General features: G+C 73.0%; 18 protein-coding genes. 6 read left to right on the top strand and 12 right to left on the bottom strand.

Going from position 1 to position 23,979, the window contains the following annotated elements; translation table 11 throughout:
- The first annotated feature begins 3 nt into the window (after window positions 1–3).
- Window positions 4–642: an RNA polymerase sigma factor gene (locus tag R2E43_RS04180; RefSeq protein WP_173668836.1), complete on the top strand. Its 639-nt coding sequence runs from the start codon at window positions 4–6 to the stop codon at window positions 640–642.
- The gene (locus R2E43_RS04175; RefSeq protein ID WP_093457515.1) at window positions 639–1,139 is read left to right on the top strand and encodes a hypothetical protein; all 501 of its coding nucleotides are present in this window, start codon (window positions 639–641) and stop codon (window positions 1,137–1,139) included. The genes R2E43_RS04180 and R2E43_RS04175 overlap by 4 nt, the downstream gene beginning before the upstream one ends.
- A gap of 34 nt (window positions 1,140–1,173) precedes the next feature.
- Here the strand turns inward: R2E43_RS04175 and R2E43_RS04170 are convergent, their stop codons facing one another.
- From R2E43_RS04170 to R2E43_RS04145, 6 genes are all read right to left on the bottom strand, one after another.
- Window positions 1,174–2,397 (bottom strand): cytochrome P450, encoded by a 1,224-nt coding sequence (locus R2E43_RS04170; RefSeq protein WP_093457516.1) that lies wholly within the window; start codon window positions 2,395–2,397, stop codon window positions 1,174–1,176.
- Between the two features lie 79 nt (window positions 2,398–2,476).
- Window positions 2,477–3,274: an N-formylglutamate amidohydrolase gene (locus R2E43_RS04165; RefSeq protein ID WP_011031368.1), complete on the bottom strand. Its 798-nt coding sequence runs from the start codon at window positions 3,272–3,274 to the stop codon at window positions 2,477–2,479.
- Window positions 3,275–3,373: 99 nt separating this feature from the next.
- On the bottom strand, window positions 3,374–5,593 hold the full coding sequence (locus R2E43_RS04160) for an NADP-dependent isocitrate dehydrogenase (protein ID WP_003972144.1): 2,220 nt from the start codon (window positions 5,591–5,593) through the stop codon (window positions 3,374–3,376).
- Window positions 5,594–5,695: 102 nt separating this feature from the next.
- The gene (locus R2E43_RS04155; RefSeq protein ID WP_011031370.1) at window positions 5,696–6,757 is read right to left on the bottom strand and encodes a mechanosensitive ion channel family protein; all 1,062 of its coding nucleotides are present in this window, start codon (window positions 6,755–6,757) and stop codon (window positions 5,696–5,698) included.
- Between the two features lie 172 nt (window positions 6,758–6,929).
- The gene (locus tag R2E43_RS04150) at window positions 6,930–8,444 is read right to left on the bottom strand and encodes an amino acid permease (RefSeq protein WP_011031371.1); all 1,515 of its coding nucleotides are present in this window, start codon (window positions 8,442–8,444) and stop codon (window positions 6,930–6,932) included.
- A gap of 31 nt (window positions 8,445–8,475) precedes the next feature.
- Window positions 8,476–9,486 (bottom strand): hypothetical protein, encoded by a 1,011-nt coding sequence (locus tag R2E43_RS04145; RefSeq protein ID WP_003972141.1) that lies wholly within the window; start codon window positions 9,484–9,486, stop codon window positions 8,476–8,478.
- Between the two features lie 272 nt (window positions 9,487–9,758).
- On the opposite strand from R2E43_RS04145, the gene R2E43_RS04140 reads away from it, so the two are divergent.
- Genes R2E43_RS04140 through R2E43_RS04130 form a run of 3 tightly spaced genes read left to right on the top strand, consistent with a single transcriptional unit; the run spans window position 9,759 to window position 13,845 of the window.
- Window positions 9,759–11,198, top strand: a complete 1,440-nt coding sequence (locus R2E43_RS04140; protein ID WP_011031372.1) for an FGGY family carbohydrate kinase — start codon at window positions 9,759–9,761, stop codon at window positions 11,196–11,198.
- Window positions 11,195–12,598: an NAD(P)/FAD-dependent oxidoreductase gene (locus R2E43_RS04135; RefSeq protein WP_011031373.1), complete on the top strand. Its 1,404-nt coding sequence runs from the start codon at window positions 11,195–11,197 to the stop codon at window positions 12,596–12,598. The genes R2E43_RS04140 and R2E43_RS04135 overlap by 4 nt, the downstream gene beginning before the upstream one ends.
- Entirely contained in the window at window positions 12,595–13,845 is a 1,251-nt protein-coding gene (locus R2E43_RS04130; protein WP_319122185.1) for an NAD(P)/FAD-dependent oxidoreductase, read from the top strand. Before R2E43_RS04135 ends, R2E43_RS04130 begins: the two co-directional genes overlap by 4 nt.
- 16 nt (window positions 13,846–13,861) lie before the next feature.
- Here the strand turns inward: R2E43_RS04130 and R2E43_RS04125 are convergent, their stop codons facing one another.
- Entirely contained in the window at window positions 13,862–14,761 is a 900-nt protein-coding gene (locus R2E43_RS04125) for a lysylphosphatidylglycerol synthase transmembrane domain-containing protein (protein WP_265700929.1), read from the bottom strand.
- A 213-nt stretch (window positions 14,762–14,974) separates the two neighbouring features.
- Here R2E43_RS04125 and R2E43_RS04120 point away from each other — a divergent pair, with 213 nt between their 5' ends.
- On the top strand, window positions 14,975–16,849 hold the full coding sequence (locus R2E43_RS04120; RefSeq protein WP_030870296.1) for an ABC transporter ATP-binding protein: 1,875 nt from the start codon (window positions 14,975–14,977) through the stop codon (window positions 16,847–16,849).
- 67 nt (window positions 16,850–16,916) lie between these two features.
- On the opposite strand, the gene R2E43_RS04115 is transcribed toward R2E43_RS04120, so the two are convergent.
- From R2E43_RS04115 to R2E43_RS04095, 5 genes are all read right to left on the bottom strand, one after another.
- Entirely contained in the window at window positions 16,917–18,698 is a 1,782-nt protein-coding gene (locus tag R2E43_RS04115) for an ATP-binding SpoIIE family protein phosphatase (protein WP_030870294.1), read from the bottom strand.
- A gap of 112 nt (window positions 18,699–18,810) precedes the next feature.
- Entirely contained in the window at window positions 18,811–20,415 is a 1,605-nt protein-coding gene (locus R2E43_RS04110; RefSeq protein WP_003972134.1) for a glycoside hydrolase family 13 protein, read from the bottom strand.
- Window positions 20,416–20,559: 144 nt separating this feature from the next.
- Window positions 20,560–21,435, bottom strand: coding sequence for a carbohydrate ABC transporter permease (locus tag R2E43_RS04105; protein ID WP_003972133.1), 876 nt, complete (start codon window positions 21,433–21,435; stop codon window positions 20,560–20,562).
- An 18-nt stretch (window positions 21,436–21,453) separates the two neighbouring features.
- On the bottom strand, window positions 21,454–22,413 hold the full coding sequence (locus R2E43_RS04100; protein WP_003972132.1) for a carbohydrate ABC transporter permease: 960 nt from the start codon (window positions 22,411–22,413) through the stop codon (window positions 21,454–21,456).
- 67 nt (window positions 22,414–22,480) lie between these two features.
- Window positions 22,481–23,896 (bottom strand): extracellular solute-binding protein, encoded by a 1,416-nt coding sequence (locus R2E43_RS04095; RefSeq protein WP_003972131.1) that lies wholly within the window; start codon window positions 23,894–23,896, stop codon window positions 22,481–22,483.
- Window positions 23,897–23,979 lie beyond the last annotated feature (83 nt).

The raw sequence follows: 23,979 nt of genomic DNA, 5'->3' as shown, positions 1-23,979 counted from the left end.
CTGCTGGCGGTCGGAACCATCCACTCCACGGCGTACGATGTCAGGTCGTACACGAGGGGTGGGACCGTGGACCGTGCAGATGTCGGGGCGCTCGTCCAGTCGGCGGCCGACGGGGACGCGGCGGCCTGGAAGTCACTGGTGGACGGACTCGGCCCGCTGGTGTGGTCCGTGGCCAGGTCGCACGGGCTGTCCGACGCCGACGCGCACGAGGTGTACCAGACCGCCTGGTTCCGCTTCGCCCAGCACCTGGGGCGGATCCGGGAACCGGAGAAGACCGGCTCCTGGCTGGCGAGCACGGCACGGCACGAGTGCCTGAAGCTGCTCAAGGCCTCCAAGCGGTGGACGCCGACCGACGATCCACAGCTGCTCGACCGGCCGAGCGAGGAGCGTACGCCGGAGGAGTCGGTGCTCGACTCCGAGGAGGCCGCCGCGCAGACCGAGCGCGTACGGCTGCTGTGGCAGGAGTTCGAGGAACTGGGCGAGCGGTGCCGCCAGTTGCTGCGGGTGCTGATCTCCTCGCCGCCGCCCAGTTATCAGGAGGTGTCCGCCGCGCTGGGTATCGCGGTGGGCAGCATCGGCCCGATGCGCCAGCGCTGTCTGCGCCGGCTGCGGGCCCGGCTGGAGGCACGGGGGACGAAATGAGCGATCTCAACGACGACCGCGACGAGCATGACGACCGCGACGAGCGCGACGAGCGCGACGGAGAGCTGCACGACGGTCTGCTGGAGGAGGAGCTGCGGCAGGCCGCCGCGATCCTGGACCCGGTCCCGGCCGAGCTGCGGCGGACCGCCGTCGACGCCTTCGTCCTGCACGACCTGGACGCCCGCGTCGCCGAGCTGACCTTCGACTCGCTGGTGGACGGCATCCCCGTCAGGGGGGAGACGGACCCCCCGCGGATGCTGACCTTCCAGTCGGACGGTGTGACCGTCGACGTCGAGGTGACCGCCGAGGGCCTGATCGGCCAGCTGCTGCCGCCGGGCCCGGCCGGGATCGAGGTGCTGAGCGGCCCGCGGGAGCACGCCCGGCTGACGGCCGACGACATGGGCCGGTTCACCGGCGAGGCCCCGCCCGCCGGTCCGTTCGCGCTGCGGCTGCGGACCGGCCGGGAGGTGGTCGTGACGGAGTGGCTGCGAGCCTGACGCGTGCCGTCCGCCCGGCGCGGGGTGTGCGGGGCTACCAGGTGCAGGGCAGCGTGCGCGGACCCCTGATCATGGTCTTGCGGCGCCAGGCCACCTGCTCGGCCGGGACCGCGAGCCGCAGCCCCGGCAGCCGCTCCAGGAGCGTGTCGACCAGCAGCTCGGTCTGCATCCGGGCGAGCACGGCGCCGGTGCAGAAGTGGTGCCCGTTGCCGTACGCCAGGTGCGGGTTGGGGTCGCGGTCCAGGTCGATGCGGTCCGGGTCGGGGAAGACGTCCGGATCGCGGTTGGCGGCCAGGTACGAGACGTACACCGGCTCACCGGCGGCGATGCGCGTCCCGTGCACCTCGACGTCCTCCAGGGCGATGCGGGCGAGGCCCACCGACGTGCGGTGCGAGATCCAGCGCAGCAGCTCGTCCAGCGCCGTGCCGCGCGCCCCGGGCCGCTCGCGCATCCGGGCCATCAGCTCGCGGCGGGTGAGCAGCAGGTACAGCATCTGGCCGACGTTGTGCGTGACGGCCTCGCCGCCGATCTGCAGCGGCCCCGCCAGCCCGACGGCCTCCGTCTCGCCGACCTCGCCGCGGCCCACGGCGGCCCCGAGCATCGAGTACACGTCGCCGCCCTCGCTGCCGGCCCGGGCGCGCACGGTCTCGGTGATCCACCCGTACAGGCCCTGTTTGGCCCGCTCGGCGGCCTCGGCACCGCCGGAGGTCGAGATGATCTGCCGGGTCCAGGAGTGCACACGCTCCCGGTCGGCGGCCGGCACGCCCATCACCTCGCTGACGACGGCGATCGGGAAGGGCTCCAGGACCCGCTCGACCAGGTCGGCCGGTGGCCCCTCGGCGAGGATCCCGTCCACGAGACCGTCCAGGATCTCCTGCGCCCGGGGCCGCAGCCGCTTCGTGGCGCCGACCGTGAACGCGCCCGCGACCGCGCGCCGCAGCCGGTTGTGGTCGGGCTGGTCGGCGAAGGCGAGCGAGCCGGGCCGCGGCTTGAAGTGCGGGGCGAGACGCGTGATCTGACGTTGCGTCACCTCGGCCCGGCCGAAGCGCGGATCGTTGGTGATCGCCTTCACGTCGTCGTACCGCGTCGCCAGCCAGGCCCAGCCCTCGCCGTGCGGGAGCCGGACGCGGGTCAGCGGCCCCTCGCGCATCAGCTCGGCGAGGACCGGGTCGAACTCCGGGCCGTCCAGGTCGAGGGCGGGCCAGTCCCGCACCGGGGGTGGCGACTGGCCGGTGAGCGTGGTGGTCTCCTGCGTCATCCCCCCACCCTCGCCGCGCCCCCGCCCGGCTGTCGCGCGGGAGTGCTCCAGCCGGTGGGACCGGAGCGGCCGGTCGTCCTCAGCCGGACACGGCGTCGACGAGCGCCGCCAGCGACCCGGCGAGCCGGGACAGCCCCGGCCCGGCCGGACCGCCCGGCTCCGTCATGTAGGTGTCCCGGCGGATCTCCACCATCAGCGCACCGACCTCGCTCCGCGTGCCGTAGAAGTCCAGCGGTACGTACGTCCCGCTGAACGGGCTGTCCAGGCCGGTCTCCCCGCAGGGGGCGAACGCCTCCCGGGCCGCGGCGAGCAGCCCGGGCGGCGTGTGGAAGGCGTCGGTGCCCAGGCAGACGGGCGGGCGCGGGCCCCCGCCGTGCAGTTCGTAGGGGAGCGGCTGGGCCGGGTAGGAGTGCACGTCGACGATCACGGCCCGTCCGGTGGCCGCGAGCCGGTCGGCCACCGCCTCGGTCATGGCCCGCGCGTACGGCCGGAAGTACCGCTCGATCAGCGGCCCGGGGTCCGTGTCCGCACGGCGCAGCTCCTCGCGGTGCGACGTCCGCGTGTACACGGCGCCCATCCCGACGGCGGCCATCTCCTCCCGTTCGTCAGGGAACCGCTCCGGGTCGACCACCAGCCGCGACACCCGGTTCACGAACCGCCAGGGCGTGAGGCCGGCCAGCCCGGCGGCCCGCCCGGCGATCTCCGCGGTGTGCGAGTCGGTCATGTGGTCCAGCTCCCGCTCCAGCTCGGCGTCGGACAGGACGATGCCGCTGCGCACGCCGGCCGGGATCTCGCGGGAGGAGTGCGGGACGTGCAGGATCACCGGGGACGCGGCCGCGCCCGGGACGAGTGCGAACGAGGCGGGGGCGTCGGTCATGAGGAGTGCTCCGGAGGTCGGGGGACGGCAGACAGACGGACACCCCGCCTCCGCCGAACGGAAACGGGGTGCCCGTGGGGTGCGCGGGGCTCCCGAGGATCAGGCGAGGGACGCCAGCGCCTCGTTCCAGGTGGTCGACGGGCGCATGATCTTGGCGGCCTTGGCCGGGTCGGGCTGGTAGTAGCCGCCGATCTCGGCCGGCTTGCCCTGGACGGCGTTCAGCTCCTCGACGATCTTCTGCTCGCTCGCGGTGAGCGTCTCGGCGAGCGGGGCGAAGGCCTTGGCCAGGTCCGCGTCGTCGGTCTGCTTCGCCAGCTCCTGCGCCCAGTACAGGGACAGGTAGAAGTGGCTGCCGCGGTTGTCGATGCCGCCGACGCGGCGGGTCGGGGACTTGTCCTCGTTGAGGAACGTCGCCGTGGCGCGGTCGAGGGTGTCGGCGAGGACCTTGGCCTTGCCGTTGCCCGTGGCCTCGGCGTACTTCTCCAGGGACGGCACCAGGGCGAAGAACTCACCGAGCGAGTCCCAGCGCAGGTAGTCCTCCTTGACCAGCTGCTGCACGTGCTTCGGGGCCGAACCGCCGGCACCGGTCTCGAAGAGGCCGCCGCCCGCCATCAGCGGGACGACCGACAGCATCTTGGCGCTGGTGCCCAGCTCCAGGATCGGGAACAGGTCGGTCAGGTAGTCGCGCAGCACGTTGCCGGTGACCGAGATGGTGTTCTCGCCGCGGCGGATGCGCTCCACCGACAGCTTGGTCGCCTCGACCGGGTCGAGGATCCGGATGTCCAGGCCCTCGGTGTCGTGCTCCGTCAGGTACTGCTTGACCTTGGCGATCAGGTTGGCGTCGTGGGCGCGGCCCTCGTCCAGCCAGAAGACGGCCGGGTCGCCGGTGGCGCGGGCGCGGGTGACGGCCAGCTTCACCCAGTCGCGGATCGGCGCGTCCTTGGTCTGGCAGGCGCGGAAGATGTCACCGGCGGAGACCGTCTGCTCCAGCACCGCGTTGCCCGCGGCGTCGACCAGGCGGACGGTGCCCGTGGTGGGGATCTCGAAGGTCTTGTCGTGGCTGCCGTACTCCTCGGCCTTCTGCGCCATGAGGCCGACGTTCGGGACCGAACCCATGGTGGAGGGGTCGTAGGCGCCGTTGGCGCGGCAGTCCTCGATGACGGCCTGGTACACACCGGCGTACGAGGAGTCCGGGATCACGGCGAGGGCGTCGTGCTCGCCGCCGTCCGCGCCCCACATGTGACCGGAGGTGCGGATCATGGCCGGCATGGACGCGTCGATGATGACGTCCGAGGGCACGTGCAGGTTGGTGATGCCCTTGTCGGAGTCGACCATGGCCAGCTCCGGGCCCTCGGCCAGCTCGGCGTCGAAGGACGCCTTGATCTCGGCGCCCTCGGGCAGGGACTCCAGGCCCTTGTAGATGCCGCCCAGGCCGTCGTTCGGGGTGAGGCCGGCCTTGGCGAGCACGTCGCCGTACTGGGCGAAGGTCTTCGGGAAGAAGGCGCGGACCACGTGGCCGAAGATGATCGGGTCGGAGACCTTCATCATCGTGGCCTTCAGGTGCACCGAGTAGAGGATGCCCTCGGCCTTGGCGCGGGCGACCTGCGCGGTGAGGAACTCGCGCAGGGCGGCGACGCGCAGCACGGAGGCGTCGACGACCTCGTCCTTCTTCACCGGCACCGACTCGCGCAGCACGGTGGTGGTGCCGTCGTCGCCGACCAGCTCGATCCGCAGGGTGCCGTCCTCGGCGATCACCGCGGACTTCTCGGTGGAGCGGAAGTCGTTCTCGCCCATGGTCGCCACGTTGGTCTTGGACTCGCCGGTCCAGGCGCCCATGCGGTGCGGGTGGGTCTTGGCGTAGTTCTTCACCGACGCCGGGGCGCGCCGGTCGGAGTTGCCCTCGCGCAGGACCGGGTTGACCGCGGAGCCCTTGACCTTGTCGTAGCGGGCGCGGATGTCGCGCTCCTCGTCGGTCTTCGGGTCGTCCGGGTAGGCCGGCAGCGCGTAGCCCTGGCCCTGCAGCTCGGCGACGGCGGCCTTGAGCTGCGGGATGGACGCCGAGATGTTCGGCAGCTTGATGATGTTGGCGGCGGGCGTCTTGGCCAGCTCGCCCAGCTCCGCGAGGGCGTCCGGGATGCGCTGGTCCTCGGTGAGGTACTCCGGGAACAGGGCGATGATGCGGCCGGCCAGCGAGATGTCGCGGGTCTCGACCGCGACACCCGCCTGCGAGGCGTACGCCCGGACCACCGGCAGGAACGAATACGTCGCCAGGGCCGGGGCCTCGTCAGTGTGTGTATAGATGATGGTCGAGTCAGTCACCGGGTGCTCCGCTCCACGTCTGCAACATTGCTCGACATCAAGATATCTCGTGACCGTCCCCGGCTCGACAGGGGTCGCACCCAGATTCCGGCCACGCCGCGCTCAGGGGAGCGGGACGACGTCCTCGCCCGCCCGCTGCTGCGGCAGGACCACGGCCCCCTGCTGGAGCGCGACCGTCCGGGCGGGCGACGGGATCCGGATGCCCTCCGCGCGGTAGCGCCGGTGCAGCCGCTTGATGAACTCGTGCTTGATCCGGTACTGGTCGCTGAACTCGCCCACGCCGAGGATCACCGTGAAACCGATCCGCGAGTCGCCGAAGGTGTGGAAGCGGATCGCCGGCTCGTGGTCCGGCACCGCGCCGCTGACCTCCGCCATCACCTCGGCGATCACCTCGGTCGTCACCCGCTCCACGTGGTCCAGGTCACTGTCGTAGGAGACGCCGACCTGGACCAGCACGGTCAGCCGCTGTTCGGGCCTCATGAAGTTGGTCATGTTCGACTTCGCGAGCTGTCCGTTCGGGATCACCACCAGGTTGTTGGACAGCTCGCGCACGGTGGTCTGGCGCCAGTTGATGTCCTCGACGTAGCCCTCCTCGCCGCTGCTGAGCTGGATGTAGTCGCCCGGCTGCACGGTCTTGGAAGCGAGGATGTGGATGCCCGCGAAGAGGTTGGCCAGCGTGTCCTGGAGGGCCAGCGCCACCGCCAGACCGCCCACGCCCAGGGCGGTCAGCATCGGCGCGATGGAGACGCCCAGCGTCTGCAGCATCACCAGGAAGCCGATGGCCAGCACCAGGATCCGGGTGATGTTGACGAAGATCGTGGCCGACCCGGCGACCCCGGAGCGCGAGGTCGTCACCGTCCGCACCAGACCGGCGACCACCCGGGCCGCCGTCACCGTCGCCACGAAGATCAGCAGCACCGTCAGCACCTGGTTGACGCCGTGCTGCACCGCCCGGGTCAGCGGCAGCGCCGCCGCCGCACCGGCCACCCCGGCCGCGACCGCCGCCCACGGCGCCACCGTGCGCAGCGCGGCCACGATCACGTCGTCGCCGCCCCAGCGGGTGCGCCCGGCATGGCCCGCCAGCCAGCGCAGCAGCATCCGCAGCAGGAACGCCCCCAGCAGACCCGCCCCCAGCGCGATGCCGGCGGGCAGCAGATGGTCCATGGTCAGGTCCTCGGTCACCGGCCGCCTCCAACGGAATGCCTACGGAACGCCTACGGGATGTCGGGTACGTGCGATCAGACCGAACCGCAAGACAGTTCGACCGGCGCGAGGGCTCATCCTGCCGTATCCCGGGCGGTGTTCCGTACCGTGCCGAGGCGCGGAACGGGGCGTTTCAGACGATGCCCTCGGCGAGTTCCGCCTGCTCACGGTCGTCGCCGTAGGCGGCGGTCGTCGGCGTGCCGTACGAACGGCGGGCGACGAACCACCACACCGTGGCCAATACCAGTACGACGACCAGGGCCACGACGGCGTAGTTCATCGTGTCGGCCGTCACCGGGGACGACTGGGGGAGGCAGAACAGCACGGTGACCAACGCCACCCACACCACCGCGACCCACCCGACCGGCCTGCTCCACCGGCCCAGGTTCCAGGGCCCCGGCGTGAACCGGTCGCCGGCCCGCAGCCGCAGCAGCACCGGGATCGCGTACGCCGGGGTGATGCCGATGACGTTGATGGCGGTCACCGCGCCGTACGCCGTGGCGGAGTACAGGGACGGCAGCGCCAGCAGACAGGCCACCGCCACCGACAGCCACACCGCGGCGACCGGGGTCTGGGTGCGGGCGGACACCTTGCGCCACAGCGACGAGCCGGGCAGGGCGCCGTCCCGGCTGAACGCGAACACCATCCGGCTGGCGGCGGCCACCTCGGCGTTGCCGCAGAACAACTGCGCCACGATCACCACGAGGAGCAGCGCGCTCGCGCCGTCCGTGCCCAGCCCGTCGAGGAGGATCTGCGCGGGCGGCACCCCGGTCGCGGTGTCGCGCGTCGCGTCGTAGTCCTGGATGGCGAAGGTCAGTCCCGCCAGCAGCACGAAGCCCGCCAGCCACGACACCCAGATGGCCCGCACGATGCCGCGTGCCGCCGACACCGAGGCGTTCGAGGTCTCCTCGGACAGGTGGGCGGAGGCGTCGTAGCCGGAGAAGGTGTACTGCGCGAGCAGCAGGCCGATCGCGGCCACGTACAGCGGGTTCTCCCAGCCGGTGTCGTTGACGAACTCGGTGAAGACGAAGGACGGCGACTGGTGGTGGTCGGGGACGATCACCAGCGCGCCGACGATCAGCGCGACCCCGGCCAGGTGCCACCACACGCTGATGGAGTTGAGCACGCTGACCAGCCGCACGCCGAAGAGGTTGAGGGTGGCGTGCAGCAGCAGGATCACGACGAAGATCAGCATCGTCTTCTCCGGCGTCGGTTCGAAGCCCCACTGCAGGTTCAGGAACGCGCCCGTGAACAGTGCGGCCCCGTAGTCGATCCCGGCGATCGCGCCGAGCAGTCCCAGCAGGTTCAGCCAGCCGGTGTACCAGCCCCAGCGGCGGCCACCGAGCCGGTCGGCCATGTAGTACAGCGCGCCCGACGTCGGATACGCGCTGGTCACCTCCGCCAGCGCCATCCCGACGCACAGCACGAACAGGCCGACGCCCGCCCAGCCCCACAGCATCACGGCGGGGCCGCCGGTGCCCATGCCGAAGCCGTACAGGGTCATGCAGCCGGAGAGGATCGAGATCACCGAGAAGCTGATCGCGAAGTTGCCGAAGCCGCCCATGCGGCGGGCCAGCACCGGCCGGTAGCCGAGTTCGCGCAGGCGCTGTTCCTCGTCGGTGGCGGACGGTTCCAAGGGGCGGGACATGGCAAACCTCCGGGGACGCAAGGGTGGGGGGTCAGGGGCGCCGTCGGCCGTGGCCGCGGCCACGGGCGGCCGAACGGCTGCGCGTGCGGGCCTGGAGGAACACCTCCACCGCCCGCCCGGCCGAACCGTCGCCCGGGGCCCGGCAGGCCCAGGGCAGCGGCGTCCAGTAGGGGCCGAGCGCGTCGAACACCTGGTTCGCCTCCCGGAACCGGAGGGCGCCCCACAGGGCGTGGGCCAGGTGGTTCAGGTCCGGCAGGGAGCGCTCGTCCAGCGGGGAGAGCGTGAACCAGGAGTCGAAGGCCTGCCGGGCCTCGCGGGTGGCGTCCTCCGCCACCCAGTGCAGATCCAGTGCCGCCTCCCGCGCGCCCGAACGGCGGTAGCGCTCCACCCGCACGTACAGCGGCAGTACGTGCAGCGCCGAGCCCGGGGGCGCCGAGCCCGCCGCCCAGTGCGCGAACCCCGCCGCCCGGGCAAGGCGGTCGGAGCCGCCGCGCGGATGGAAGAACTGCAGCATGCGGTGGTGGGCCTCCCGGTTGTACGGGTCGCGCTTGCCGGCCTCGGCGAGCAGCCCCCACGGTCCCGGCGGCAGCATCGGCTCCGGCGGCGCCATCCGGTGCTCCTCCCAGCGCGGGCCCTCGTCCAGCCGGGCCAGCGCCAGCAGGCACACCCACGGCACCGGGTCGTGGGGCGCGGCCCGCGTCGCCGCGTCGCAGGCGTGCCAGGCCTGGAGCCACAGCTCGCGCGTGCGGGGGTGGGCCTCGCGGTGCGCCCGCAGCGCACGCTCCACGACCACCCGGGCGTGCATGACCGCGCCCGCCACACTGTGCGGCTCCTCGGCGAGCCAGGCCCGCACCACGTCCGTACCGGCCGCGGAGGCGGCCAGCACCTGGGTGCGCCGCGTCCACTGCGACCAGGTGCCGGTCTGCTCCAGCAGGATGCGCATCGACATCCAGCGCCCGGCCCGCACCTCCTGGAGGGCGGAGCGCAGCGCCGTGTCGTGGCCGGCGGGGTCGTAGGCGGGCTGTGCTCCGTCTCTGGCCATCACACGCCCGCTGCGACGAGCGGAACGGACCGTACGGCAGCATGGCGTGACAAACAGCCCTCCCCGGGGGCGGTGGTGCGGTGGTCGAGCGGTCGGCGCACACTATAGAGGCGGAGGTTCCGCCTCTGTTCGCTTTTGCCACAGCGGCGCAAAAACGTTGCCACCAGGGCTAACTGACTGACCGTCAGTCACTCTTGACGCGGTGTGTCCGTGCGGGCAGGCTGGCGCGCAGTGATCGCCGAGACCGTCGGCGCGGGAGCCGGGAGGTGTCGATGCCGGACGCGGTACTCGCCGTCGACCAGGGCACGTCCGGCACCAAGGCGCTGGTGATCTGCCCCGAACGGGGCGTCGTCGGCACCGGATTCGCCGAGGTCCGGCCCCGCTACCTGCCCGGCGGCCTGGTCGAGGTGGACCCGGAGGAGCTGTACGGCTCGGTGGTCGACGCCGGGCACCGGGCGCTCGCCGACGCCGGCGAGCCGGTCACCGCGCTGGGCCTGGCCAACCAGGGCGAGACGGTGCTCGCCTGGGACCCGGACACCGGCCGTCCGCTCACCGACGCACTGGTCTGGCAGGACCGCAGGGCGGCATCCCTCTGTGCCGAACTCGGCGACCACGCGGACGAACTGCGCCACCTCACCGGCCTGCCCCTGGACCCGTACTTCGCCGCACCGAAAATGGCCTGGATACGACGGCACCTCACCCGCGAGGGACAGGTCACCACCTCCGACAGCTGGCTGGTCCACCGCCTCACCGGCGCCCACGTCACGGACGCCGCGACCGCCTCCCGCACCCAGCTCCTCGACCTCGACCGCGTCGAGTGGTCGCCGCGCGCCCTGGAGCTGTACGGCCTGACCGGCGAACGGCTCCCGGCCGTCGTGGACAACGCCGCCCACGTCGGCACGGTGCGGGCCTTCGGGCCCGAACTCCCGCTCACCGGACTCGCCGTCGACCAGCAGGCCGCGCTGCTCGCCCAGCGCGTCACCGAACCCGGCACCGCCAAGTGCACCTACGGCACCGGCGCCTTCCTCCTCGCCCACACCGGCGGCACACCGCGCCGGGGCGCCTCGGGCCTGGCCGCCTGCGTCGCCTGGCGGCTCGGCGGCCGCGCCGACCACTGCCTGGACGGCCAGGTGTACACCGCCGCCTCCGCCGTACGCTGGCTCACCGGCCTCGGCGTCATCACCGGCGCCGCCGACCTCGACCCCGTGGGCGCCACGGTGCCCGACACCGGCGGCGTCACCTTCGTCCCGGCACTGGCCGGGCTGGCCGCCCCCTGGTGGCGCGGCGACCTGCGCGGCTCGCTCACCGGCCTCGGCCTGGACACCGCCCCCGGGCACCTGGTGCGCGCCCTGTGCGAGGGCCTCGCCGCCCAGGTCGCCGAACTCGCCGACGCCGCCGCGGCCGACCTCGGCACCCCGCTGACGGTCCTGCGCGTCGACGGCGGCCTCACCCGCTCCGCGCTCCTCATGCAGACCCAGGCCGACCTGCTGCAACGCCCCGTCGAGGTGTCCGCGCTGCCCGACGCCACCGCGCTCGGCGTCGGCACCCTCGCCCGGCTCGGCGCGGACCCCGCCCGCACCCTCGCCGAGGTGCTCCCCGGCGCCGGACCCACCACCGTGTACGAGCCCCGCATCACCACCGACGAGGCCACCGAGCGCCGCACCCGCTTCCGCGGGGCGGTCACCGCGCTGCTCGCCGGGGGCCCCGCGTGAGCGTCACCCGGTCGGGGGCGCCGCCCGTCGAGCCGTACGACGTGGCGATCGTCGGCGCCGGGGTCGTCGGGTGTGCGATCGCCCGGCGGCTCGCACACCACCCGGGGCTGCGCGTCGCCCTCGTCGAGGCGCAGGACGACGTGGGGCAGGGCACCTCCAAGGCGAACACCGCCATCCTGCACACCGGGTTCGACGCCGTGCCCGGCTCGCTGGAGGCCCGGCTCGTGCGCGAGGGCTCCCGCGAACTCGCCGCGTACGCGGCCGAGTCGGGCATCCCCGTCGAACGCGTCGGCGCCCTGCTCGTCGCCTGGGACGAGGAGCAGCTCGCGGCGCTGCCCCGCCTCGCCGAGAAGGCCCGCCGCAACGAGTACCACGACACCCGCGTCCTCGGCGCCGCCGACCTCTACGCCCGCGAGCCCCGCCTCGGCCCCGGCGCGCTCGGCGCCCTGCACGTACCCGGCGAGAGCATCATCTGCTCGTGGACGACGACCCTCGCATACGCCACCCAGGCGGTCCGTGCCGGAGTCGACCTGTACCTCGAAGCGCCCATCACGCACGCCGGTCACGCGGACGGCGTCCACCGGCTCGACACCCCGCGCGGCCCCCTGCACGCCCGGCGGCTCGTCAACGCGGCCGGACTGCACGCCGACACCCTCGACCGGAGCCTGGGCCACGACGACTTCACCGTCACCCCGCGCCGGGGACAGCTCGTCGTCCACGACACGTTCGCCCGCGCCCTGGTCCGCCACATCCTGCTGCCCGTCCCCACCGCCCTCGGCAAAGGCGTCCTGGTCGCCCCCACCGTCTACGGCAACGTCCTGCTCGGCCCCACCGCGGAGGACCTGGACGACAAGGGCGACACCGGCTCGACGGCCGAGGGGCTGCGGCGCCTGCGCGAACAGGGCCGCCGTATCCTCCCCGCCCTGCTGGAGGAGGAGGTCACCGCCGTCTACGCGGGCCTGCGCGCCGCCACCGGGCACGACGACTACCGGATCGCCGCCCACCCCGGCCAGGGCTACGTCACCGTCGGCGGCATCCGTTCCACCGGCCTCACCGCCTCCCTCGCCATCGCCGCGCACGTCACCGGCCTCCTCGCGGACACCGGCCTCGACCTCGGCGCCCGGCGCCCGCTCGAACCGGTCCGCATGCCGAACCTCGGCGAGGCCTTCCCCCGTCCCCACCAGCGCCCCGACCTGGTGGCCGCCGACCCGGAGTACGGCACCCTGGTCTGCCACTGCGAACGCGTCTCCCGCGGCGAGATCCGCGACGCCCTCGCCGGGCCGGTCCCACCCCGGTCCCTGGACGGACTGCGCCGCCGCACCCGGGCCCGGGCGGGCCGCTGCCAGGGCTTCTACTGCGGGGCGGCGGTACGGGCGTTGTTCGAGGAGGCGCAAGGGTGACCAGCCGACAGGCCGACGTCCTGGTGGTGGGAGCCGGGCCCGCCGGACTCACGGCCGCCGCCCGGCTCGCGCGGACCGGCGCACGCGTCGTGCTCCTGGAGCGCGAGCAGTCGCCCGGGGGAGTCCCCAGGCACTGCGCGCACCGCGGCTTCGGCGACCGGCCGCACGCCCTGACCGGCCCCGCCCACGCCCGCCTCCTCGCCGACGCGGCCGCCCGCGCCGGAGCCGACCTGCGCACCGGCGTCACCGCCCTGGACTGGGCGGGCCCGCGCGCCCTCACCACCGTGGGCCCCCGGGGCGCCGAAACCCTCGCCGCCCGCGCGGTGGTCCTGGCCACCGGCGCCCGCGAACGCCCCCGCGCCGCCCGCCTCGTCCCCGGCACCCGCCCCGCCGGCGTGTACACCACCGGCGAACTCCAGCAGGCGGTCCACCTGTACGGGCAGCACATCGGCACCCGCGCGGTGATCGTCGGCGCCGAGGGCGTCTCCCACGCCGCCGCCGACACCGTGCGGGCGGCCGGAGCGGACGTCCTCGCGCTGGTCACGGAGCTGCCCCGGGCCCCCGCCGCCCCCGCGTGGGCCCTGGCGGCCCGGCTGCGGCACCGCACCCCCGTCCTCACCGGCACCAAGGTCACCGAACTCCTCGGCCGCGGGCGCCTGTCGGGCGTGCGGGTACGTCACCGCGACGGCCGCTCCACCGTGCTGGCCTGCGACACCGTCGTGTTCACCGGCGACTTCGTCCCCGACCACGAACTCGCCCGGCGCGGCGCGCTGACCCTGGACCCCGGCACCCGCGGCCCCGCCGTGGACGGTGCCCTGCGCACCTCACGGCCCGGCGTCTTCGCGGTCGGCAGCGTGCTGCACGCCGTCGAGAGCGCGGCCACGGCGGCCCGCGAGGGCGCGCACGCCGCGACCGCCGTACGCCGGTGGCTCCAGGACGGCACGGACCCGGGGGACCCGTACTGGCCCGGCGGCGTCCCCCTCCTCGCCGGCCCGCCGCTGCTGCGCATCGCCCCCAACCGCGTCACCCCGGACGACCGCCTCCCCTACCTCCTGCGCACCGCGGTCCCGCTGCCCCACCCCGCCCTGTACGTCACCCAGGACGGCCGCCCCCTGCACCGCGAGCGGGTCCACCTCGGCACCGCCGTCCCGCACCGCCCGCTGAAGCTCACGGCACGCTGGACGCACCGGGTCGACCCGCGCGGCGGGCCGGTCCACGTCACGGTCGGCCGACCGCACCCGGGATGACCTCCCGGGCCGCCGCTCAGATCACCCGCATCCGCACCAGCGCCGCCAGGGTCAGTGCCCCCGGCAGCAGTGGCAGCCACACCGTCAGCAGCCGGAACGCGAGTACCACCGCCGTGGCCACGGCCGCCGGCCCGCCCGCCGCCACCAGCGCCACGACCAGCGCCGCCTCGACCGAACCGATGCCGCCCGGCGTGGGCACCAGCGCCACCGCGACCGTCGCCGCGAGGTACGCCACGGCCATGTGCCCGGCGGGCAGCGTCAGTCCCAGCGACCGGCCCACCAGCACCAGGGCCGAGGCCTGCAACGCGGGGAAGGCCAGTGCGCCGCCCCACAGCGCCAGCGCGCGAGCCGGCCGGGCGTGCACCGACCGCGCCTCGCCCAGTGCCGTCCGCAGGAAGGAGAGCAGCGCCGCGCGCAGCCGCGGCAGCAGCGCCAGTACCACCGCCGCCATGACCGGGACCGCGCCCGCGACCACCAGCAGCGGCCCGACGGCCCCCTCGGGCAGCAGGGTGCCCAGCCGCAGCGCGCCGGGGAACGCGATCAGCAGGGCGCCCAGTACGGCGAGGCGGCCGACGCTCTCCGCCAGCAGGTAGAGCGCGAGCGCCGCCGAGGAACGGGCCAGCGGCAGCCCGCACACCGTCATGAACCGCAGGTTCACCGCGCTCGCGCCCAGGCCCGTCGGCAGCAGGTGGTTGGCCGCGCCGGCCGCGAACTGGGTGGCCAGCAGCCGCCGCGCGGGCAGCCGCTCCACCACCGCGCCCTGCCGGGTGCAGGCGGCGGCGACCCAGGTCAGACAGGTCGCGCCGGCCGCGGCCAGCAGCCAGGGCCACCGGGCCGTGGCGAGCTGGCCGAAGCCGTCGGCCAGCACGGACCGGTGCCGTACCGCGACCACGCCCACCAGGAGCAGCGGGAGCACACACAGGACCCTCCGGACCGGGACACGGAGCAGAAGTGGCTTCTCGGAGGCGCGAACCGCAGTCGTCACAGCACAAGACATTCCCCCAGGAGCGCCAACTACGGGTGACCGGCGCGCGGAATCCGGCTTACGGACCGCGGACCGTGCCGCCCTGACGGAGCGTGCCGCCTTGACCTCAAGGTTGGTCGAGGTTCTACGGTCATCGGCATGAGTATGGAGACCACGGCGTGGACGCAGCTGTACAGCGTCATGAACGCCAAAGACGAGCGCCGCCCCTTCGCCCGTGCCACGCTGCGCCGCATCGGCGCGTTCGCCCGCCCGCACCGCCGCCGCATCGTCCGTTTCGTGCTGCTCGGGGTGGCGACCGCACTGCTCGCCGTCGCCACCCCCGTCCTGGCCGGAAAGGTCGTCGACGCGATCGTGTCGGACGGCGACGAGGGCACGGTCGTGCGCCTCGCCCTGCTCATCGCGCTCATCGCCGTCGCGGAGGCGGTGCTCGGCATCTTCTCCCGCAGGCTCTCGGCGACGCTCGGGGAGGGACTCATCCTCGATCTGCGGACGGCCGTGTTCGATCATGTGCAGCGCATGCCGGTCGCGTTCTTCACGCGTACTCGTACGGGAGCGCTCGTCTCCCGTCTCAACAACGACGTCATCGGCGCCCAGCGCGCCTTCAGCAACACCCTTTCCGGCGTGGTCAGCAACGTGGTCACCCTGCTGCTCACCCTCGCGGTGATGCTGACCCTGTCCTGGCAGATCACCCTGCTCGCCCTGGTGCTGCTCCCGGTGTTCGTGCTCCCCGCCCGGCGCATGGGCCGCCGCATGGCCCGCATGCAGCGCGAGGCCGCCGCCCTCAACGCCGCCATGGGCACCCGGATGACCGAGCGCTTCTCCGCACCCGGCGCCACCCTGATCAAGCTGTTCGGCCGCCCCGAGGAGGAGTCCGCCGAGTTCGCCGACCGGGCCCGCCGCGTCGCCGACATCGGCGTGCGCACCGCCACCGCCCAGGCCGCCTTCATCACCGCGCTCACCCTGGTCTCCGCGCTCGCCCTGGCCCTCGTCTACGGCCTCGGCGGTTTCTTCGCCCTGCGCGGCACCCTGGACGCGGGCGCCGTCGTGGCGCTGGCCCTGCTGCTGACCCGCCTGTACGCCCCGCTCACCGCGCTCGCCGGAGCCCGGGTGGAGGTCATGAGCGCCCTCGTCAGCTTCGAGCGGGTTTTCGAGGTGCTGGACCTGGCCCCGCTCATCGACGAGAAGCCCGACGCCCGCCCGGTCCCCGACGGCCCCGTGGCCGTCGAGTTCGACGACGTCCGCTTCGGCTACCCGTCCGCCGACAAGGTGTCCCTCGCCTCCCTCGAAGAGGTGGCCACCCTGGACACCCGCGGCGGCGAAGAGGTCCTGCACGGCCTCTCCTTCCGCGCGGAACCGGGCCAGACCATCGCGCTGGTCGGATCGTCCGGCGCCGGCAAGTCCACCATCGCCCAGCTGCTGCCGCGCCTGTACGACACCGACGGCGGCACCGTCCGCGTCGGCGGCGTCGACGTGCGCGAGCTGAGCGCGCGGTCGCTGCGCGACACCGTCGGCATGGTCACCCAGGACGGCCACCTCTTCCACGACACCGTCCGGGCCAACCTGCTCCTCGCCCGGCCGGACGCCACCGAGGACGACCTCTGGGAGGCGCTGCGCCGCGCCCGCCTGGCCGACCTCGTACGGTCCCTGCCGGACGGGCTCGACACCGTGGTCGGCGAGCGCGGCTACCGGCTCTCCGGCGGCGAACGCCAGCGCATGACCATCGCCCGGCTGCTGTTGGCCCGCCAGCGCGTCGTCATCCTCGACGAGGCCACCGCCCACCTCGACAACACGTCCGAGGCGGCCGTCCAGGAAGCCCTCACCGAAGCCCTCCAGGGCCGGACCGCCGTGGTGATCGCGCACCGGCTGTCCACGGTCCGGGCGGCCGACCGCATCCTGGTCGTCGAAGCCGGCCGCATCGTGGAGAGCGGCACCCACGAGGAACTCCTCGCGGTCGACGGCCGCTACGCCCAACTGCACCGCACCCAGTTCGAGCGCCCGGCCCTCGACAAGGCCGCGTAGGGGCGGCCGCAGGTACCCGACGGACGGGGTGCCGCTACGGGCCGGGTGTGCCGAGACGGGCCGGGTGCTACGAGGGGCCGGGCGCCCCGGCCCGCACCGGCAGGTCCTGCTCGGCCCAGACCACCTTCCCGTCGGGCGTGCGGCACGACCCCCAGCGCCGGCACATCATGTTGATCAGCTGGAGACCGCGCCCGCTCTCGTCGCTCACGTCCGCGTGCTGGATCTGCGGCAGGTCGGGTCCGGAGTCGGAGACCTCCACGGACAGCCGCTCGTGCCGCAGCAACCGCAGCTCCCCGGGGGCGTTCCCGTACCGCAGGGCGTTGCCGACCAGCTCGCTGACCACCAGCTCCGTGGTGTCGACCAGCTCCTGAAGGCCCCACCGCTCCAACTGCTCGCGCACCGCCGTGCGGGCCTGCCCGGCGGCCTTGCCGTCCGGCGGCAGCGCCCGCACGTACACGTCGCACTCCGGACCGAGCGGCCGGGCCAGGGCGGCCAGTACGATCGCGTCGTCCGACCGGTCGCCGCCGACCCGCTCGGCCACCGCCCGGCACTCGGTGCCGTCCTCGGGAACGCCGCCGCCCACCACCTCGCGCAGCCGCTCCAGCTGGGTGCCCAGATCCGCCGTGCGCGACCTGATCAGCCCGTCCGTGTACAGCGTCAGCCGGCTCAGCTCGGGCACCGGCCGCTCGACCGGGTCGTACGGGATCACCCCCGTCCCCAGCGGCGCCCCCGCGGGCACGTCCAGGAACGACACCGCGCCGTCCGGCCCGGTCAGCAGCGGCGGCGGGTGCCCGGCACTGGCGATGCGGAAGGTGTTGCCGTACGGGTCGTAGACCGCGCACAGACAGGTGGCGACCTGGTCCTCCTCCAGGTCGCGGGCGGCCAGGTCGAGCCGGGCCAGCAGCCGCTCGGGCGCGATGTCCAGCGCCATCAGGGTCCGGGCCACCGTGCGCAGCCGCCCCATGGTCGCCGCGGCGGCCAGCCCGCGCCCCATCACGTCGCCCACCATGAGCGCGGTGCGGCCGCTGGGCAGCGCGACCACGTCGAACCAGTCGCCGCCCACCGCGGCCGGATCGGCGGCCGGGTCGTAGCACGAGGTCACGGCCAGACCCGGAGTGCTCGGGCTGGACCGGGGGAGCAGCGCCCGTTGCAGGGTGACCACGTGGTCGCGCTCGCGCCCGTAGAGGCGGGCGTTGTCGATGCAGACGGCCGCCTTGGAGGCCAGCTCCATGGCCAGCGCCACGTCGGTCCGGTTGAACGGCGCCCGATGCCCGGCCCGGACGAAGTCGGCGAGCCCCAGCAGCACCCCGCGGGCGATCAGCGGCACCGCCAGGTAGGAGTGGACGCCCGCCCGGCGCATGATGTCCGACGACTCGCGCGAGGGGGCGATCACGGCGAAGTCGGCGCGCGTCATCCGGGACACCAGCACCGGCCGGCGGGTGGTGAGGCACCGCTGCCCCAGCCGGTCGGCGGTGTGCACCGACAGCTCGCCGACGGGATCGGGCGCCAGATTCAGGCCCTCGACCTCCGACACCGCCATGGCCCTGAGCCGCGGTGCCCCGCCGCCCGATACCCGGTCGCCCTCCTGGAACCGCAGCACCGAGTCCAGCAGGTCCACGGCGGCACCGTCGGCCAGCTCGGGCACGGTGAAGTCGGCCAGCTCCTCCGCCGTGCGCCGCACGTCCAGCGTGGTGCCGATGCTCAGGTCCGCGGCGTTCAGCCAGGCCAGGCGGCGGCGGGCGCCGAGCGCCTCCGACATCGACCGCAGCGCGCCCCGTGCCGCCCGGTGCCCGCTCACCAGGGGATTCGGGGGGCGGCGCAGCCCGCCCAGCCACGCTCGTTCCCGCACGCGTCGCCTCCTCCCACGGCCTCCTGTCCTGATTCTGCCCTGCCGCGGGACGACCGGCGACGGCGGACCCCCTTCGGCGTCGAGCCGGCAGGGGGTGCCGCCCGGTGACGGCTCAGGCGCGCAGCCACACCGCCGTGTCCGCCGGCAGCCGGCCCGCCTCGTCCAGCGGCCCGCTGACGAGCAGGACGGCGCTGTGCGCGGGCAGCTCGACCGGCGCCGCGGACAGGTTGACGACGCACACCGGACCGCCCGCGCGCCGGAACGCGAGGACACCGTCCGGCGCGGGCAGCCAGTCCAGGCCGCCGTCGCCGAACCCCGCCGTGGACCGTCGCAGGCCGAGGGCCCGGCGGTAGAGCGAGAGCATCGACTCCGGGTCCGCGCCCTGGCGGTCCGCCGCGTACGCCGCCCAGCCCTCCGGCTGCGGCAGCCAGGGCTCCGTCTCCGAGCCGAACCCGCAGTACGGCGCGTCGGCGGCCCATGGAAGCGGCACGCGGCAGCCGTCCCGGCCCGGATCGACGCCTCCGGAGCGGAAGTGCATCGGGTCCTGGATCCGGTCGCGCGGGATGTCCGCCTCGGGCAGGCCGAGTTCCTCCCCCTGGTAGAGGTAGACGGAGCCGGGCAGCGCCAGCGTCAGCAGCGCCGCGGCCCGCGCCCGCCGGGTGCCCAGGACCAGGTCGGTCGGGGTGCCGAAGGCCTTCTTCGCGAAGTCGAAGCCGGTGTCCGCACGGCCGTACCGGGTCACCGTGCGGGTCACGTCGTGGTTGCAGAGCACCCAGGTGGCCGGGGCGCCGACCGGGGCGTGCTCGGCCAGGGTGTCGTCGATGGTGCGACGCAGCCGGTCCGCCTCCCACGGGCAGGACAGGAAGTTGAAGTTGAAGGCCGTGTGCAGTTCGTCGGGCCGCAGATAGCGCGCGAAGCGCTCGGCGTCGGGCAGCCACACCTCACCGACGAAGACACCCCCGTACTCGTCCGCCACCTTGCGCCAGGAGCGGTAGATGTCGTGCAGCTCGTCCTGGTCGATGTACGGGTGCGGGTCGACGCCCTCCACGAAGTCCGCGAGCGCGGGGTCCTTCGCGAGCAGCGCGGCGGAGTCGATGCGTACGCCCGCCACCCCGCGCTCGAACCAGAAGCGCAGCACCTCCTCGTGCTCCCGGCGCACCTCGGGGTGGGCCCAGTTGAGGTCGGGCTGCTCCGGGGTGAACAGGTGCAGGTACCACTCGCCGTCCGGGACCCGGGTCCAGGTGCGGCCGGAGAACTGGGAGGGCCAGTCGTTGGGCGGCAGCTCGCCGTCGGCACCGCGGCCGGGGCGGAAGTGGAACCGCTCCCGCTCCGCGCTGCCCGGCCCGGCCTCCAGCGCGGCCCGGAACCAGGCGTGCCGGTCGGAGACGTGGTTGGGCACGATGTCGACGATGGTGCGGATGCCCAGCTCCCGCGCCTCGGCGATCAGCTTCTCGGCCTCGCCCAGGGTGCCGAAGGCGGGGTCGATGGTGCGGTAGTCGGCGACGTCGTAGCCGCCGTCCACGAGCGGGGAGACGTACCAGGGGGTGAACCAGACGGCGTCCACGCCGAGTTCGGCGAGGTAGGGCAGTCTCGCCCTCACGCCCGCGAGGTCACCGGTGCCGTCGCCGTCGCCGTCGGCGAAACTGCGGGGGTACACCTGGTAGATGACGGCGTCGCGCCACCAGTCTTCGGCGCGGTGCGAGTTGGGGGCTGCCACGTGACGGTCCTTTCGGGCAGGGTGGATCTTCGCCGCCGGCCCGGACAGAGCGGGGCGTCGGACAGGCCGGCGGCGAAGGTTGACGGGACGAGCCGGGAGGGAGGGGAGGAAGGGCGGGCGGCGGGCGCCCCGGCCCCGGAGCCCTCAGCCCTTGAGCCCTCCGGCGGTGAGTCCGCTCATGATGTTGCGCTGGAAGATCAGGAAGATGACGAGCGTCGGCAGCGAGGCCATGGTGAGCGCCGCGATCAGCACGTTCACGGGCACCCCGTTGGACAGGGAGTAGATACCGACGTTCAAGGTCTGCTTGGACGGGTCGGGCAGGGTCAGCATGGGCCAGAGGAAGTCCTTCCAGACGCCCACGATCGCGAAGATGGACACCACACCGAGGATCGGCCGCGAGATCGGCAGCACGATCGAACGGAGCGTGCGCATCGGTGAGGCACCGTCCATGGAAGCGGCGTCGAGGAGCTCCCGCGGGATCGAGTCGAAGAACCGCTTCAGCAGGAAGATGTTGAAGGCGTTGGTCACCGACGGCAGCCAGATCGCCCACGGCGTGTTCAGCAGGTTGCGCTCGAAGATCGGCACGTCGAGCACCGTCAGGTACTGCGGCACCACCAGCACGGTCGCCGGGATCATCAGCGTCGCCAGCATCAGACCCAGGATGGCCTTGCCGAAGACCGGCCGGAGCTTGGACAGCGAGTAGGCCGCCGCCACGTCGAACACCAGCTGGAAGGCGAGCGCGCCGAACGCGTAGAACAGGGTGTTCCCCAGCAGACTCGCCAGGTCCATGACGTTCCAGGCCTGCGAGTAGTTGTCGGGCTGGAAGGACTCGGGAACCAGGGTCGGCGGGGTCTGCACGACCTCCTGGGTGTCCTTGAACCCGCTGGAGACCATCCAGTACATCGGGCCGAGGAAGACCACGGTGAACAGGGCGACGACGAGGCCGAAGACCACCCAGTACAGCGCCTTGCCGCGCGGGCGGGCGAGCTGGGCCGGTGAGATGAGTGTGCGTGTGGACATCGGTGGTTTCCCCCGGCTCTACTCGTCCTCGGCGCGGCTGAGCTTCACGTACGCCGCCGAGAACCCGGCCAGCAGTACGAGGAGCAGCAGACCGAGGGCCGCCGCGGCACCGTAGTTGTTGAAGTTGAAGGCGTACTGGTAGATGAGGTAGACGACCGTGGTCGTCGAACCCTCGGGGCCGGCGCCGCCGGTGAGCAGGAAGGGCTCCACGAAGACCTGCATGGTGGCGATGATCTGCATCAGCAGCATCAGCGAGAGAATGAGCCGGGTCTGCGGGATCGTCACGTGCCAGATCTTGCGCAGCAGCCCGGCTCCGTCCAGCTCCGCCGCCTCGTACAGCTCGCCCGGGATGCCCTGGAGCGCGGCCAGGTAGATGAGGGCCGCGCCGCCCATGTTCATCCACGTCGACGCGATGACCACCGAGAGCATGGAGAGGTCGGGGTCCTGAAGCCACTGCTGCTCGGGCAGTCCGAAGAACCCGAACACCTCGTTGAGCATGCCGTAGCCGGGGTCGTACAAATACTTGAACAGCAGCACCGAGGCGACCGGGGGCAGCATCACCGGCAGGTAGACGAGCAGCCGGAGGTACCCCTTGCCGTGCCGCAGTTCGTTGATGACGATCGCGACGACGAACGGCACCGCGAAGCCGAGCACCAGGGCCAGCACGGTGAACAGCGCGGTGTTGCGCCACGCCTGCCAGAAGGCCGGGTCGTTGAAGACCGTCTCCAGGTTCTCCAGGCCGACCCAGGAGACCTCGCCCTGGTCCGTCTTCTGGAAGGCGAGGAAGAACTCCCGGACCATCGGGTACCAGGAGAAGAACGCGAAGCAGAGAACCGCTCCGATCAGGAAGCCGTGCGCGGTGAGGTTGCGCTTCAGGCTCCTGCCGAACGCCCCGCCGCGCTGGGGCGGGCCGTCCACCGGCGGCTGGGCGTGGCGGGCACTGGCCGCCTTGCTCGGGGTCAGGCTGGGGGCCGACATCGTCGCTCCTTGGGGCTGATCTCATGGGCCCCGGGGGGCGGTGCGGCCCGCCCCCCGAGGGAGCCGGTCACTGCGTGGCCAGAACCTGGTTGACCTGCTGCTCCGCGGTGGAGAGCAGCTTGTCGACGTCGGCGTCCTCGTTGGTGAGGAGGCCGGACATCACGTTGTCCAGGACCTTGTAGACCTCCTGGGCCTTCGGCGGCTCGGCCAGGCCCGGGACCGGGTTGTCCATGAACGACTTGAAGTTCTCGACCGGCATGGTGGCGTGCTCCAGGCGGGCCGCGTCGTCCTTCTTCTTCGACTCGTTCAGCCAGAAGTTGGGCTGCGGGAGGCCCACCGGCAGCTTGTCGGTCTTCTTGCGGGCCCAGTTGAACTGCCCCTCGCCGACGGTGAGGTTCTGGAAGTTCAGCCAGGCGACGCCGGCCTTGATCTTGTCGGGAGAGATCCCCTTCTTGATCATGTAGTTGTTGCCGCCGGCCAGGGTGTTCTTCGCGCCCGGGATCGGGCCCATGCCGAAGTTCTCGTAGTCGGCGCCGAGCTGCTGCACCATGTACGTGATGTCGTCGGGCGCGGCGAGGAACATGCCCAGCTTGTCGGTGGCGATCTGCTTCTGGAGGTCGCCCCACTTGAGCAGCTGGGTCTTGCCCATGCTCTCGTCCTCCCAGCGCATGGCGTGGAGGTTCTCGGCGACCTCCTTGCCCACCTCGTTGTTGAAGGTCGCCTTCTTGCCGCTCTCGTCCACGACGTCGGAGCCGCGGCTGTACATCTGGGCGGTGAAGTGCCAGCCGCCGGTGTTGCCCGCGCTGTACTCGCCGAAGCCGGCGATGCCGTCGCCCAGGCCGGCGATCTTCTTGGCGGCGGTGCGGACCTCGTCCCAGGTGCGCGGCGGGGAGTCCGGGTCGAGCCCGGCCTGCTCGAAGAGCTTTCGGTTGATCAGCAGGCCCATCGTGTAGTTGCTCGTGGGCAGGCCGTAGAGCTTGTTCTCGTGCTTGAGCGAGCCGAGGACGTTCGGGTCGATGTCCCCCAGCGCCGGGACGGTCTTGTCGTTGACGTAGGCCGTGATGTCCTCGGCACCGTCGTTGTCCAGCACCTGGGGCAGGTCGGTGAAGTACGTGTAGAAGACGTCGGGCTGGGACTTGGCCTTGAGCATCGCGGTGAAGCGCGGCGGCTCCAGACACTGGCCCGGGGTGGAGCGCCCCTCGATGGTGACGTTGGGGTAGGTCTTGTTGAACTCCTTGACGTCCTCCTGCCACTCCTTCAGCTCGGCCGCCTTCGCCTTCGGCGGCATGCAGTCGATGGTGATCGTCACCTTGGTCTTCGGGTCCAGCGGAGCGGCCGGGTCGGAGGACCCGCTGCCGCCTTCGGAACCGCCGCCGTCGTCACTGCTGCTCGTGCCGCAGGCGGCGAGAGCGGTCAGGGTGAGGGCGGAGACGAGCGTGATGGCGCCGGCACGGCGAGTACGGCGGAACCGAGCACTTCTCATGGGTGGTCCCCTTCGGGCATGAACGTGGAAGGCGCCCCACCGCCGATGCGTTGTGGGGCGCCGCTCACTCAACCACCGTGAAC

It is taken from the genome of Streptomyces violaceoruber (assembly GCF_033406955.1).
Taxonomy (GTDB): Bacteria; Actinomycetota; Actinomycetes; order Streptomycetales; family Streptomycetaceae; genus Streptomyces; species Streptomyces violaceoruber.
The sequence above is the reverse complement of the archived record's forward strand: the minus strand, read 5'-3'. Positions and strand labels throughout refer to the sequence as shown.